Consider the following 14,658-nt stretch of genomic DNA (forward strand, 5'->3'; position numbering starts at 1 on the left):
GCGAGCGGGAGGGCCGTTTGCGTTGCACGCGATTCAAAGCCCGAGCAGCTCGCCCGCACCCTGGACGAGCAAGGCCGCCGCGACCCGGCGGCCCAATGCCAGCGCCTGATCGCCAGGCTCGCTGCCGTCGGCATGCAGCAATCGACCACTGGCCGCATCACCCACCATGCCGCGCAGATGCAGGCCGTGTTCGCCCAGTACGCACCAGGCGCCGACCGGCACCGTGCAGCTGCCGCCGAGCGCCTGGTTCATCGAGCGTTCGGCGCTGACGGTCAGTCGCGTGTCGGCGTCGTCGAGCGCGGCGAGCAGGCTCAGAACGCCCAAGTTGTTGTCACACGCCTCGATCGCGATCGCCGCCTGGCCCGGTGCCGGCAGCCAGTCCGGCGCGGCCAGCCGCGAGCGGATGCGGGCGGCCAGGCCAAGCCGTTCCAGTCCGGCGCAGGCCAGCACGACCGCGTCGTAGTCGCCCGCATCGAGCTTGCCCAGCCGGGTGCCGACATTGCCGCGCAGGTCGAGCAGGACCAGATCCGGCCGCAGCGCGCGCAGCTGCGCCTGTCGCCGCAATGACGATGTGCCGACCCGCGCGCCCTGAGGCAGCGCCAGGAGATCCGCATGATCGTTGCTGACGAACGCATCGGCCGCGTCCGCCCGCGGCAGGATCGCCGGCAGCACGAAACCCGGCTCCAGCTGCGCCGGCACATCCTTCAGCGAATGCACTGCCAGATCGGCGCGGCCTTCCAGCATCGCCATCTCGAGTTCCTTCAGGAACAGGCCCTTGCCACCGATCGTCGCCAGCGGCTGGTCGAGAATTTCGTCGCCGCGCGTGCTCATCGGCACCAGGTCCACCGTCAGCCCCGGATGCGCCGCGCGCAGCAGCGTGGCCACATGCTCGGCCTGCCACAGCGCGAGCGCGCTCTTGCGGGTGGCGATACGCAGGGTGGAGGGATTCATCGGAACTCCGCGGCATTCGGCAAGGTCGCATTGTCGCGTAGTTTCCGTACCGCAGTGCAGCGGCGTATCGGCGCAGGGCGGGTGCGCCGCCTGCGGCGGACAGTTAGGATGGTTGGCATCTCACGGGAGTTCATCATGCAAAGCGGCAACCCGGCACTCAACAAGAACACTTTCCTCGACGCCGCCAGTGGCGCGGTCGTCGCGCACGGCGACGAGGCCATGACGATCAACGGCACCGTCAACAAGACCGGGTTTCTGCTGATTCTTGTCCTGGTCGGCGCGATGTTCAGCTGGAGCCAGTTCAGCGGTCCGGCCAGCATGCCGGGGATGCTCCCGCTGATGCTTGGTGGCGCGATCGGCGGCCTGATCCTGGCCTTGATCACTTCGTTCAAGAAGACCTGGGCACCGATCACCGCGCCGCTGTACGCGCTGGTGGAAGGCGTCTTCATCGGCGCGCTGTCGGCGATCTTCGAGATGCGCTATCCGGGCATCGTGATCCAGGCGGTGGGGCTTACCTTCGGGACCATGGCGGCGCTGCTGCTGGCCTATCGCAGCGGGCTGATCCGCGCCACCGAGAAGTTCAAGCTCGGAATCGTCGCGGCCACCGGCGGCATCATGCTGCTGTATCTGGCCAACATGGCGATGGGTTTCTTCGGCCACTCGATGGGCTTCATCAACGGCCACAGCGGCATCGGTATCGCGTTCAGCGCGGTGGTGGTGGTGATCGCGGCGCTGAACCTGATCCTCGATTTCGACATGATCGAATCCGGCGTCAATGCCGGCGCACCGAAATACATGGAGTGGTACAGCGCATTCGCGCTGGTGGTCACGCTGGTCTGGCTGTACCTGGAACTGCTGCGGCTGCTGTCGAAGCTGCAATCGCGCAACTGAGCGGCCGCGCCATCAGGCGGCGCATTGCACGGTCAATGCAAAAAGAAAGGCGCGGGTGACCGCGCCTTTCTTCTGTCGATCGCTCAGACTTGCGTCGTCGGATCCGGTCCCGCCAGGAGTGGATCGTCCGCCGGTTGGCGGCCGCCGTGATGGTCGGCGGCCAGCAGCATGTAGAACGCCGGCACGACGAACAAGGTGAACAAGGTGCCGATCGCCAGGCCGGTGGAAATCACCAGGCCCATGTTGAAGCGGCCCGCCGCGCCGGCGCCCGAGGCGATCACCAACGGCAGCACGCCCAGCACCATCGCCGCGGTGGTCATCAGGATCGGTCGCAGGCGCACCGCGGCGGCATGTTCGATCGCCTCGCGTTTGGACATGCCGGCGAGCTGCGACTGGTTGGCGAACTGCACGATCAGGATGCCGTGCTTGCTGATCAGGCCCATCAAGGTCACCAGACCGACCTCGGTATAGATGTTGAGGCTGGTGAACAGGTTGACGAAGATCAGCGCGCCGAACAGCGCCAGCGGCACCGATACCAGGATCACGATCGGATCGCGCAGGCTATTGAACTGCGCAGCCAGGGCCAGGAACACGATGATCACGGCGAACAGCAAAGTCGCGCCGAAGCCGCCGGCCTCCTGGGTGAACTGGCGCGACTGCCCGGAGTAATCCACCGTGTAGCCGGTCGACGCCACCTGCTTCACCAGGTCACGCAGGTAGGTCAGGGCCTCGCCCTGCGACAGCCCGCTGACGCCGGAGATCGTGGCCGAGTTCAATTGCTGGAAGCGGTTCAACGACTGCGGCACCACCTGCCGGGTGATCTTGGCCACGGTCGAGGCCGGGATCACCGAACCGTTCGGCACCCGGATGTAATAGTCCAGTACCTGGTTCGGATTGAGCCGATCGACCTGCAATACCTGCGGAATCACCTGGTAGGAACGGCCGGAGATCGAGAAATAGTTGACGTAGCCGCCGCCCAGCGCCGAGCCGAGTGCGGAACCCACATCCTGCTGAGTCAGCCCCAGCGTGGTGATCATGTCGCGGTCGAGGCTGACCGTGCTTTGCGGCTTGTCGACCTTGAGATCGGAGTCGACGAAGTAGAACTTGCCGCTGGCCTGCGCCTTCTGCAGCACTTCGGTGGCAACCGCGTTGAGGTTCTCGAATGGCTCGGTGGTGGTGATCACCACCTGGATCGGCAGGCCAGACGCGCCCGGCAGCGGCGGAAACTGGAAGGCCGCCACCCGGCCGCCGGCGATGCCGCTCCACTTCTCCTGCAAGACCTGCTGCAGTTCGTGCGCGCCGCGCTGACGCTGGTCCCACGGCTTGAACAGCACGCCGCCGATGCCCTGGTTGATGGTGGGCACGCCGGTCAGCTGGAACATCTGCTCGTATTCCGGCAGCTGCTTGGACAGCTCGAACATCTGCGTCGCGTAGACATTCATCTGCTGCGCCGTGGTGTTCGGCGCGCCCACGATCTGGCCGACCACGATGCCCTGGTCCTCTTCGGGGGCCAGTTCCGATTTCGAGGTCATGCCCAACGCAATGGTGGCCAGCAACAGCAGCCCGCTCATCACCAGAACCACCGACCAGGTCGACAAGGTGCCGTGCAGCAGGCGCTGATAGCCGTGGTGCACGCGATCGAACTGGCGGTCGATGAGCTGCACGAAGCGGTTGTTCTCCTGTTCGCTGCGGAAGAACTTCGCGCACATCACCGGCGACAAGGTCAGCGCGACCACCGCCGACACGGTCACCGCGCCGGCCAGGGTGAAGGCGAACTCGCTGAACAGCGCACCGGTCAGGCCCTTCTGGAAGCCGATCGGCACGTACACCGCGATCAGCACCACGGTCATCGCCAGGATCGGTCCGCCCAGTTCGCGCGCGGCCAGCAAGGCGGCCTGCAGTGGCGTCTTGCCCTCCTCCTTCATGTGCCGGTCGACGTTTTCCACCACGATGATGGCGTCGTCCACCACCAGGCCGATCGCCAGCACCAGCGCCAGCAAGGTCAGCAAATTGATCGAGTAACCCAGCGCCAGCATCACGAAGAAGGTGCCGATCAGCGACAGCGGCATGGCGATCACCGGGATGATCACGGCCCGCAGGCTGCCGAGGAACAGGAAGATCACCAGCGTGACGATCAGCAGTGCCTCGACCAGCGTCTTGACCACCTCGTTGATCGAGCTGTTCACGAACTCGGTGCCGTCGTAGACGATCTGCCCGGTCAGTCCGCTGGGCAACTGGCTCTGAATATCCGGGAACGCATCGCGCACGCGCTTGGCCACGTCCAGCACGTTCGCGTCGGGCGCGACCTTGATGCCGATGAACACCGAGCGCTTGCCGCTGAAGGCCACGTTGAAGTCGTAGCTTTCCGAACCCAGCGAGACGGTGGCCACATCCTGCAGGCGCACGATCGCACCGTTGACCTGCTTGATCGCCAGCTGCTTGAACTCATCGACGGAATGCAGATTGCTGTTGGCGGTCAGGTCGACCGTCACCGCCTGTCCTTTGCTGGAGCCGACCGCAGCCAGATAATTGTTCGACGCCAGCGATGCATTCACATCGCTGGCAGTGATGCCATGCGCCGCCATCTTGGCCGGGTCCAACCAGGCGCGCAGTGCGAACTGGCGTGCGCCGAGCAGCTCGGCGGTCTGCACGCCTTCGATCGAATCGAGCTTGGGCTTGACCACGCGGGCAAGGTAGTCGGTGATGTTGTTGGTGGGCAGCACATCGCTGTAGAAGCCCATGTACATCGCGTCGATCGTCTCGCCGACCTGTACCTTCAGCACCGGCTGCTGCGCCTGCGGCGGCAGCTGGTTCCGCACCGAATTCGCCTGGGTGGTGATCTCGGTCAGTGCGCGGTTGGCGTCGTAGTTGAGGCGCAGGGTCGCGGTGATGGTGGACACGCCCTGCACGCTGCTGGAGGACAGGTAATCGATGCCCTGCGCTTGTGAAATAGCCTGCTCCAGCGGCTGGGTGACGAAGCCGGCCATGGTTTGCGCGTCGGCACCGTAGTAAGCGGTGGTGACGGTGACCGTGGCGTTCTCGGTCTTGGGGTACTGGCGCACGGTCAGGCTGCCGACGGCGCGCACACCCAGCACCAGGATCAGCAGGCTGACGACCACCGCCAGCACCGGCTTGTTGATGAACAGGTCGGTGAATTTCATGGGTAAGCTCAGTGCTCCTGCGGCGCGGGATGGACGCTGTCGGCCGGCTGCACGCTGTTGTCGATCGCGATAGGCGCGTCGTTCTTCAGCTTGATCTGGCCGCTGGTCACCACCACGGTGCCGGCGTCGACGCCCTTGAGGATGGCTACCTGGTCGCCGCGGGTTTCGCCCACCGTGACAAAGGTCTGCTTCACCGTGGGCGGCAGCGGCTGGCCCTTGTCGTCTTTGCCCTTGGACGGCTGCACCACGTACACCGTGTCGCCATACGGGTTGTAGACGATCGCCGCCTGCGGCAACGTCAGCTGGCGCTGTTCGTTGCCGATATCGACGGTGACCTTGGCGAACATGCCCGGAGTGAGCGCCTTGTCATGGTTGGGCACGGTCGCTTCTACCTGCACATTGCGCGTGCCCAGATCGACCTTGGGGTTGACCGCGCTGAGCTTGCCGGTGAAATCGCGGCCGGCATACGCATCCAGCTTCAGGTTCACCGTCTGGCCCACCTGCATCCGGCCAAGCTCGCTCTGCGGCACATAGAAATCGACGAACAGCGGATCGAGCTGCTGCACGGTCACCACCGTGGTGCCGGCGCTGAGGTAGTCACCGGGGCTGGTGGTGATGATGCCGGCGCGGCCCGCAAACGGCGCGCGCAGCTGCTTCTTGATCACGACCACTTTCTGCTGTGCCACCGCGGCCTGCTTCGCCTTGAGATCGGCGGCAGCGGCGTCGTAATCAGCCTTGCTGATCGCCTGCGCCGCGAGTTGCTGGCGTGCCCGCTCGAAGGTGAGCTTGGACAACTGGGCCGCCGCCTCGAACTGTTGTAGCTGGGCCACGTCGTCGCCGTCGCGCAGCTGCACCAGCAGCTGGCCCTGCTTCACGTCCTGGCCGGATTTCAGGTTGACCCCGGTGACCAGGCCGGCCACGTCCATCGCCAGGTCGGCGCCGTTGGCCGCGCGCAGCGTGCCGACGGCACTCAGTGCGGGCTGCCACGGCTGTTCCTTGGCAGTGGTGGTGCTGACCGTGAACGGCGCCGGCTTCGGCATGCCGTGGATCATGCGCACCACCAGCAATACCTTGATGCCGACGATCACTGCGATCAGCAGCAGCACTCCGACGATCATCCAGATCATGCGCTTGGTGGTGCTGGGCTTCTTGTCGACGCGCGTGGGCATGCGCGAACTCCTTAGTTGGATGCGTTGGATGGTGCGGATGTGGATGCAGAGGGTGCGGACGTAGCGGGCGCGGGTGCGGCCATGTCGGCGCCGCTGCGCCAGCCGCCACCGAGTGCGGCATACAGCGCGGCGGTATCGGCCAGTCGTGCGCTGCGCGCCTTGATCAGTCCGATGCGCGCCTGCTGATAGCTGCGCTGGGCGTCGAGCAGGTTGAGATAGCCGGTCGCGCCGAGCTGGAATTGCCGACGGACCAGGTCAAGCTGCTGCGCCGCGGTACTCTCGGCGATGGCTTGCGCGGCCAGGCCTTGCGCGTCGTAATCCAGGGCTTGCAGCGCATCGGCGACGTTCTGGAACGCGTTCAGCACGGTCTGCTGCCAGTCCGCTACCGCCTTGTCCATGCCGGCCCGTGCGGCGCGTTTCTTGTGCAGCAGTTCGCCGCCATGGAACAGTGGCTGGGTCAGGCCGAGGCCCAGCGACCAGGCACCGGTGCCGGCGGAGAACAGATCGCCGGCCCGGAGCGCCTCCGACCCGGCGCTGCCGGACAGGGTGACCTGCGGCAGCATCGCGGCGGTGGCGACGCCAACCTGGGCCGAGGCGGCGTGCAGCTGCGCCGATGCCGCCCGGATGTCCGGGCGCTGCTCGACCAGACCGGATGGCAAGCTGACCGGGATGTCCGGTGGCAAGGTGACGGCATCCAGCGTCAACGGCTCTAGTTGCAGTTGCGCCGGCGTGGTGCCGAGATAGCTGGCCAGCTGATTGCGGGTCGCAGCGAGCTGCGCGCGCAGCGGCGGCAAGGTCGCCTCGGTGGCGGCCAGCTGTGAGCGTACCGCCAGCGTGTCGGCCAGCGACTTCGCGCCGATCTTCAGCTGTTTTTGTGCGATGCCCAGGCTCTCGCGCTGCATGTCGACGATCTGTTCGGTCGCGCGCACCTGCTCGCGCAGCGACGCCTCCTGCAGCGACGTGGTCACCACATTGGCGGTCAGCGCCAGATAGGTGGTGTCGAGTTGCGCCTGCTGAAAGTCCGCCTGCGCCAGCTGCGCCTCGATACCGCGGCGCACGCCACCGAACAGATCCAGGGTATAGCCGACGCTGACCGAGGCGTTGTACACCGTGTACGGGCCACCGCCGCCAGCCACGCGCGATTGGGCGGCCGATTGCTTCTGGCGGGTGACGCCGGCGCCCAGATCAGCCGACGGAAACAGGCCGCCGCGTGCCGCGTCGGCGTTCTCCCGGGCCTGGCGCAACGCCGCCTGAGCGGAGGCGATCGACGGGCTGTGCGTCAGTGCGGTGTTTACCCGGCGGGTCAACTCGGCATTGTTGAATGTCGTCCACCAGAGCGCAGGCACGTCGCGACCCTGCAGAAAGCGCTGCGCGTCGCCGTCGGCGGCTTTGGCGGCGGCGGTGGCGGCTGGCAACGGTTGCGCCGTGTAGCGATCCACCGGCGGTGCGTTCGGCCGGCGATAATCGGGGCCGACCGCGCAACCGGCGACGGAAAGACCGGCCAGCAACGCGAGGACGAGGGCGCTACGGGCAAGCAAGGCGGGCTTCGAGTCGGACAGGAGACTGGGCAAGGGAGTGACCTGGGGGGCAAGGGGGACGCCGTCGCCGACAATAACATACCGAATAGTTTACATATACATGACGATGGGCACAGGACGGCCAAATGCTGTCCGCAACACATTCTGCCGCCGTGGACGGGCCGCTTTCGGGCAGCAGAGGCTGCCCGCCCGGCCCGGAATTTGTCGCTACGCGGCCTTGTTCAGCAATGCACTGGCCCGCCGCACCACGTTGTCGACACTGAAGCCGTATTCGCGCAGCAGCACCTCGGCCGGGGCAGAGGCGCCGAAGCGGTCGATACCGAGCATGTCGCCTCGTTCGCCGATGTAGCGGCTCCAGCCCTGCGCCACGCCCAGTTCCACCGCCAGTCGCGCGGTCACCGGGGGCGGCAGCACCTCGTCGCGGTAGCTTTGCGGCTGTGCGTCGAACAGTTCCCAGCTAGGCATCGACACGCAGCGCACGGCGATGCCTTTGGCCTGCAGCTGGTCGGCGGCGGCAAGGATCAGGCCGACTTCGGAGCCGCTGGCGATCAGGATCAACGACGGCTTGCCGTCCTTCGCGTCGCTCAGCACATACGCACCCCGGCGCACGCCGTCGGCGCTGGCGTAGCGCGTGCGGTCGAGTGTGGGAACGTCTTGCCGGGTCAGCGCCAGCAGCACCGGATGCCTGGTCGACTCCACCGCCACCTTCCACGCCACGGCAGTTTCGTTCGCGTCGCCGGGGCGGATCACGGTGAGATTGGGGATGGCGCGCAGGCTGGCCAGCTGTTCCACGGGCTGGTGGGTGGGGCCGTCCTCGCCCAGCGCGATGCTGTCGTGGGTGAACACGTGCACTACGTGCACGCCCATCAGCGCGGCGAGACGGATCGCCGGGCGCATGTAGTCGGAGAAGATCAGGAAGGTCGAGCCGTACGGCAGGAAGCCGCCGTGCACGGCCAGCCCGTTGCTGATCGCGCCCATCGCGTGTTCGCGCACGCCGAAGTGCAGATTGCGTCCGGCGTAGTTCCAGCCGGCGCTGTCGGACCCTTGCGTATCCTGTCCCGGCGTAGCAACCGGATTGAAGTCGCCCAACCCTTTCAGGTTGGTGTGTGTCGACGAGTCGAGATCCGCCGAGCCGCCAAACAGCGCAGGCAGTTTCGGTGCGAGCGCATTCATCACTTTGCCGCTGGCGACCCGGGTGGCGATGCCCTTGGCGTCGGCGGGGAATACGGGAATGTCCGCGTCCCAGCCGGGCGGCAGCTCGCCGCGCAGGCGACCTTGCAGTTCTTGCGCAAGATCGGGGAACGCCTTGGCGTAGGCATCCAGACGTCCATTCCATTCCACCTCGGCCTTGGCACCCCGATCGAGCGCCTCGCGGAAATGCGCCAGCGCCGGTTCCGGCTCCAGGAAATCCGGCTCGAGCGGCCAGCCGAGATTCTGCTTGGTCTTCTTGGTGTCTTCGACACCGAGCGGTGAACCGTGCGCCTTGAAGCTGTCCTGCTCGGGCGAGCCGAAACCGATGTGCGTGCGCACCAGGATCAGGGACGGCCGCGTGGTGTCGGCGCGAGCCGCTTCCAGCGCGGCACTGATCGCGTCCACGTCGTTGCCGTCGGCCACGTGGATGATCTGCCAGCCATACGCTTCGAAGCGCCTGGCACGATCCTCGGAGAACGTGATGTCGGTGCCGGCGGCGAGCGTGACGTAGTTGTCGTCGTACAGGCAGACCAGCTTGCCCAATTTCAGATGACCGGCCAGCGACGCCGCTTCGCTGGCGACGCCTTCCATCAGGTCGCCATCGCTGACGATCGCCCAGGTGCGGTGATCGATCACGGGATGGCCATCGCGGTTGTAGCGCGCGGCAAGGTGCGCTTCGCCGATCGCCATGCCGACCGCGTTCGCCAGGCCCTGGCCCAGCGGCCCGGTGGTCACTTCGACACCGGGCGTATGGCCGTATTCGGGGTGTCCCGGCGCCTTGCTGCCCCACTGGCGGAACTGCTTGAGGTCGTCCAGCGACAGCGCGTAACCGGTGACGTGCAGCAAGCTGTACAGCAGCGCCGAGCCATGTCCGGCGGATAGCACGAAACGGTCGCGGTCGGGCCAGTGCGGATTCGCCGGGTGATGCTTCAGCTGCTTCGTCCAAAGCGTATACGCCATCGGCGCGGCGCCGAGCGGCAGGCCGGGGTGACCGCTGTTGGCCTTTTGCACCATGTCCACCGAGAGGAAGCGAAGCGTATTGATGCATTGCTGGTCGAGGTCGGTGGACATGGGTTTTCTCCGGTGGGGACTGGGATCATGTGTGTAGGAGCCCGCTAGCGGGCGATGCTTTTGCTTCAAATCTCCCCAACATCAAAACAAGAGCATCGCCCGCCAGCGGGCTCCTACGCGAGTGCGGCGTCGACGATGCTCTGGGCTTCCTTCAGCAGGCTCTGCAGGTGGTCTTCGCTCTTGAAGCTCTCCGCGTAGATCTTGTAGATCGCCTCGGTGCCGGATGGCCGTGCGGCGAACCAGCCGCTAGCGGCGACGACTTTGATACCGCCGATCGCTGCGCCGTTGCCCGGCGCCTTGTCCAGCACCTGTTCGATCTCCTCGCCGGCGAGCTGGTCGCTCTTCAACTGCTCGGGCGACAGTTTCGCGAGCCTGGCTTTCTGCGCCGGCGTGGCGGCGGCTTCGACACGGTCGGCGAACGGCTTGCCGAGCTCGTCGGTCAACTGCGCGAACAACTCGCCCGGGTCCTTGCCCTGGCGCGCGGTGATCTCTGCCGACAGCAACGCGGGCACCAGGCCGTCCTTGTCGGTAGCCCATACCGAGCCGTCGCGGCGCAGCAGCGACGCGCCGGCGCTTTCCTCGCAGCCGAAGCCCAGCGAGCCGTCGAACAAGCCTTCGGAAAACCACTTGAAGCCGACCGGCGCTTCGTAAAGCTGGCGCCCGAGCCGCTTCACCACGCGGTCGATCAGCGCCGTGGTGACCACGGTCTTGCCGACCGCGGCGTTCGTGCCCCACTGCGGCCGGTGCCGGTACAGGTAGTCGATCAGCACCGACAGGTAATGGTTCGGCTCCATCAAGCCGTTGCTGCGGGTGACTATGCCGTGGCGATCGTGGTCGGTGTCGCAGGCGAACGCGACGTCGTAGGTGTCCTTCAGGCCGATCAGCCGCTGCATCGCGTATTTCGACGAGGGATCCATGCGGATCTTGCCGTCCCAGTCCACGCTCATGAAGGCGAACTGCGGATCGACTACCGCGCTGACCACGGTGAGGTCGAGCTTGTAGCGCTCGGCGATCGGTGCCCAGTAATGCACGCCGGCGCCGCCCAGCGGGTCGACGCCCATATGCACGCCGGCACTGCGGATCGCGTCGAAGTCGATGATGTCGGCGAGGTCGGCGACATACGTGTTGAGGTAGTCGTGCTCGCGCGTGGTGGCGGCCTTGCGCGCCTGCGCGAACGGCATGCGCTTGACGTCCTTCAGGCCGGCTTCGAGCAAGGCGTTGGCGCGGTTCTGCACCCAGCCGGTGATATCGGTATCGGCCGGCCCGCCATTCGACGCGTTGTACTTGAAGCCGCCGTTGTCGGGCGGATTGTGCGACGGCGTGATCACGATGCCGTCGGCCAGGCCGGATGTTCGGCCTTTGTTGTAGACGAGGATCGCGTGCGAGATCGCCGGCGTCGGAGTGAATTCGCCGCCTGCGGAGATCATCGTCTGCACGCCGTTGGCAGCCAGCACCTCCAGTGCGCTCTCGAACGCAGGCTGCGACAGCGCATGCGTGTCGGCACCGATGAACAGCGGGCCGTCGATGCCCTTCGATTGGCGGTACTCGCAGATCGCCTGGCTGATCGCCAGGATGTGCCACTCGTTGAAGCTGCGCTCGAACGAGCTGCCGCGGTGACCGGAGGTGCCGAATGCCACGCGTTGGGCGGCGACCGACGGGTCAGGCTTCAGGTCCGCATACGCGGCCAGCAGCTTCGGGATGTCGACCAGGATCGAGCTCGGTGCCGGCTTGCCGGCGAGTGGATTGATGTGTTGACTCATTTCTTCCTATGGAAACCTTTCGTGGAAATTCCCGACCGCCGCGTGGGAGCGACTTCAGTCGCGATGCTTTTCGGCAATGCCAGAAGAGCATCGCCCACAAGTGCGCTCCTACAAAATCAGCCTCGCGGACCTGTCGGTGCCTTGCCGTCGCGCAGCTGTCGATAGCGGCGAATCAAGGCGTTGGTCGAACTGTCATGGGCGAGCTTGGGCTCGTCCGTTGCAGTCAGCTCGGCGATAGTGGCCTTGGCCAATTGCTTGCCCAGTTCCACGCCCCACTGGTCGAACGAATCGATGTCCCAGATCACGCCCTGCACGAACACGCTGTGCTCGTACAGCGCGATCAGCGCGCCGAGTGTATGCGGGGTCAGTTTTGCGGCGAGGATGGTCGTGCTTGGCCGGTTGCCCTCGAACGTGCGATGCGGCACCAGCGCCTCGGGCGTACCTTCGGCACGCACTTCGTCCGCGCTCTTGCCGAACGCCAGCGCTTCGCCCTGGGCGATCAGGTTCGCCATCAGCAAGTCATGTTGATCGCCACCGCCTTGTGCCGGCAGCGGATTCAACGTCTGGCCGAAGCCGATGAAATCGCACGGCACGATGCGCGTGCCCTGATGAATCAGCTGATAGAACGAGTGCTGGCCGTTGGTGCCCGGTTCGCCCCAGTAGACCGGGCCGGTGTCGTAGTCCACGACCTTGCCGTCGAGCGTGACGTGCTTGCCGTTGCTCTCCATCGTCAGCTGCTGCAGATACGCCGGGAAGCGTTTCAGGTATTGCTCGTACGGCAGCACCGCGACGGTGGCTGCATCGAGGAAGTTGTTGTTCCAGATCGCCAGCAGGCCCATCAGGACGGGCAGGTTCTTTTCCAGCGGCGTGCGCCGGAAGTGCTCGTCCATCGCATGGAAGCCGGCCAGCAGGTCGCGGAAACCGTCTGCCCCGATCGCCAGCATGGTCGACAAGCCGATCGACGAATCCATCGAGTAGCGCCCGCCGACCCAGTCCCAGAAGCCGAACATGTTGGCGGTGTCGATGCCGAACTTCGCCACGCCCTCGGCGTTGGTGGAGACGGCGACGAAATGTTTGGCGACGGCCCCGCTCTTTTCAGCGTCGGCGTCGCCCAGCGCCTTGACGCTCCACGCCCGCGCGGCATGCGCGTTGGTCAGGGTCTCCAGCGTGGTAAAGGTTTTCGAGCAGATGATGAACAGCGTTTCGGCCGCATCCAGGTCGCGTACGGCCTCGGCGAAATCGGTGCCGTCCACGTTCGACACGAAGCGGAACGTCATGTCGCGCCGGCTGTAGTCGCGCAGTGCCTCGTACGCCATCACCGGACCAAGGTCGGAGCCGCCGATGCCGATGCTGATCACGTTGCGGATGCGCTTGCCGGTGTGGCCCAGCCACGCGCCGCTGCGCACGCGTTCGGAAAACGCCGCCATGCGGGCTAGCACCTCGTGCACGTCCGGTACCACATCGCGGCCGTCGACAAGGATTTTCTCGGTGGCCGGCGCACGCAACGCCACGTGCAGCACCGCGCGGTTCTCGGTGGTGTTTATCTTGTCGCCGCGGAACATCGCCTCGATCCGTTGCGGCAATGCGCAGGCCTCGGCCAGTTCGCGCAGCAGGCGCAAGGTGTCGGCATCGACGCGCTGCTTGGAGTAGTCCAGATACAGCCCGACCTCCTCGACGGTCAGCCGTTCGCCGCGCTGCGGGTCGGCGGCGAACAGCTCGCGCAGGTGTTTAGGGCCGAGCGCGGCGAAGTGCCGCTGCAATGCTTGCCACTGCGGCAAGGTGGTGAGTTTCGGATGGCTCATCGCAGCGCGGGTCCTTTCGATTTGTCGGCCAGCGCAGCGGCCTTGTCCGCGATCCGCTGCAGCAGCTGGTTCCAGGATTTGACGAACGCCGCGGCGCCATCCAGCTGCAGCTTGCGCGCCAGCGCGTCGATATCCACACCAGCCTTGGCGATCTGCGCCAAGGTGGCGTCGGCGTCGCCGCCATCGGTCGCCATCACGCCATGCAGCTGGCCGTGGTCGGCGAACGCAAGCAGGGTTTTCTCCGGCATCGTATCGATGGTGTCGGGCGCGGCGAATGCGCTGATGTACAGCGTGTCGGGCGCGGACGGGTCCTTGGTGCCGGTGCTGGCCCATAGCAGGCGCTGCGGCTGCGCACCGGCCGCGGCCAGCTTCTGCCAGCGCGGCGAGGCGAGCAAGGCGCGGTAGGCGCGATACGTCTGCTGGCCCACCGCGATGCCGAGCTTGTTGTGCAGCTCGGTGGGCAGCTGTGGATTGCTGGCCACATCCCAGCGGCTGATGAACAGCGAGGCGACCGAGCCGACTTTCGGGTCGAGCCCGGCGGCGAGGCGCCGCTCGATGCCGCGCATATAGGCCTCGGCGACAGCCTGGTAGTGCGCGCAGGAAAACAGCAAGGTCACGTTGATCGGAACGCCCAGAAAGATCGCTTCCTCGATCGCGGGCACACCTTCGGGAGTGCCGGGAATCTTCACGAACAGGTTGTCGCGCTGCGCCTTGTGGTGGATATGCCGGGCCGCCGCGATCGAGCCGGCGGTGTCGGCGGCCAGCAGCGGCGAGACTTCCATCGAGACCCAGCCGTCGACCTGGTGGGTAGTGTCGAACACCGGCTTGAACAGGTCGGCCGCGCGACGCAGGTCTTCCAGCGCCAGTTCGATGAACAGCGTCTCGCCCGACAGCCCGGCCAGCGTCTTGGCGTGCACGCCGGCATCGTAGGCGTCGCCGTCGCCGATCGCGGCGTCGAAAATGCTGGGGTTCGAGGTCAGCCCGGTGATCGAATCCTCGGCGATGTAGCGCGCCAGCGTGCCGTCGTCGAGCATGGTGCGGGTAATGTTGTCCAGCCACAGGCTCTGGCCGAGTTCGTGCAATTGGCGGGTCGCTTTCATGCTTGCTCCATGACTCCAGTTCGA

At 66.0% G+C, this 14,658-nt stretch carries 9 protein-coding genes; 1 reads left to right on the forward strand and 8 read right to left on the reverse strand.

The window, feature by feature from the left end; translation table 11 throughout:
- Window positions 1–33: 33 nt before the first annotated feature.
- Window positions 34–951: a hydroxymethylbilane synthase gene (gene hemC, locus BUA26_RS09350; RefSeq protein WP_072759795.1), complete on the reverse strand. Its 918-nt coding sequence runs from the start codon at window positions 949–951 to the stop codon at window positions 34–36.
- Between the two features lie 135 nt (window positions 952–1,086).
- On the opposite strand from hemC, the gene BUA26_RS09355 reads away from it, so the two are divergent.
- Window positions 1,087–1,842, forward strand: coding sequence for a Bax inhibitor-1/YccA family protein (locus tag BUA26_RS09355; RefSeq protein ID WP_072759797.1), 756 nt, complete (start codon window positions 1,087–1,089; stop codon window positions 1,840–1,842).
- An 83-nt stretch (window positions 1,843–1,925) separates the two neighbouring features.
- Here the strand turns inward: BUA26_RS09355 and BUA26_RS09360 are convergent, their stop codons facing one another.
- From BUA26_RS09360 to tal, 7 genes are all read right to left on the reverse strand, one after another.
- Window positions 1,926–5,003 (reverse strand): efflux RND transporter permease subunit, encoded by a 3,078-nt coding sequence (locus BUA26_RS09360; protein WP_072759799.1) that lies wholly within the window; start codon window positions 5,001–5,003, stop codon window positions 1,926–1,928.
- A gap of 8 nt (window positions 5,004–5,011) precedes the next feature.
- Window positions 5,012–6,172 carry an efflux RND transporter periplasmic adaptor subunit gene (locus BUA26_RS09365; RefSeq protein WP_072759801.1) on the reverse strand — a complete coding sequence of 387 codons (1,161 nt, stop codon included), beginning with the start codon at window positions 6,170–6,172 and terminating at the stop codon, window positions 5,012–5,014.
- 11 nt (window positions 6,173–6,183) lie between these two features.
- Entirely contained in the window at window positions 6,184–7,743 is a 1,560-nt protein-coding gene (locus BUA26_RS09370) for an efflux transporter outer membrane subunit (protein ID WP_255368222.1), read from the reverse strand.
- 174 nt (window positions 7,744–7,917) lie between these two features.
- A complete protein-coding gene (gene tkt / locus BUA26_RS09375; protein ID WP_072759805.1) occupies window positions 7,918–9,972 on the reverse strand; it encodes a transketolase in 2,055 nt (684 codons plus the stop codon).
- A 113-nt stretch (window positions 9,973–10,085) separates the two neighbouring features.
- A complete protein-coding gene (gene pgm / locus BUA26_RS09380; protein ID WP_072759807.1) occupies window positions 10,086–11,732 on the reverse strand; it encodes a phosphoglucomutase (alpha-D-glucose-1,6-bisphosphate-dependent) in 1,647 nt (548 codons plus the stop codon).
- 116 nt (window positions 11,733–11,848) lie between these two features.
- Window positions 11,849–13,534: a glucose-6-phosphate isomerase gene (pgi, locus tag BUA26_RS09385; protein WP_072759809.1), complete on the reverse strand. Its 1,686-nt coding sequence runs from the start codon at window positions 13,532–13,534 to the stop codon at window positions 11,849–11,851.
- Window positions 13,531–14,634 (reverse strand): transaldolase, encoded by a 1,104-nt coding sequence (tal, locus tag BUA26_RS09390; RefSeq protein WP_072759811.1) that lies wholly within the window; start codon window positions 14,632–14,634, stop codon window positions 13,531–13,533. The genes pgi and tal overlap by 4 nt, the downstream gene beginning before the upstream one ends.
- Between the last annotated feature and the right edge of the window lie 24 nt (window positions 14,635–14,658).

It is taken from the genome of Rhodanobacter sp. OK091 (assembly GCF_900142825.1).
Lineage (GTDB): Bacteria > Pseudomonadota > Gammaproteobacteria > Xanthomonadales > Rhodanobacteraceae > Rhodanobacter.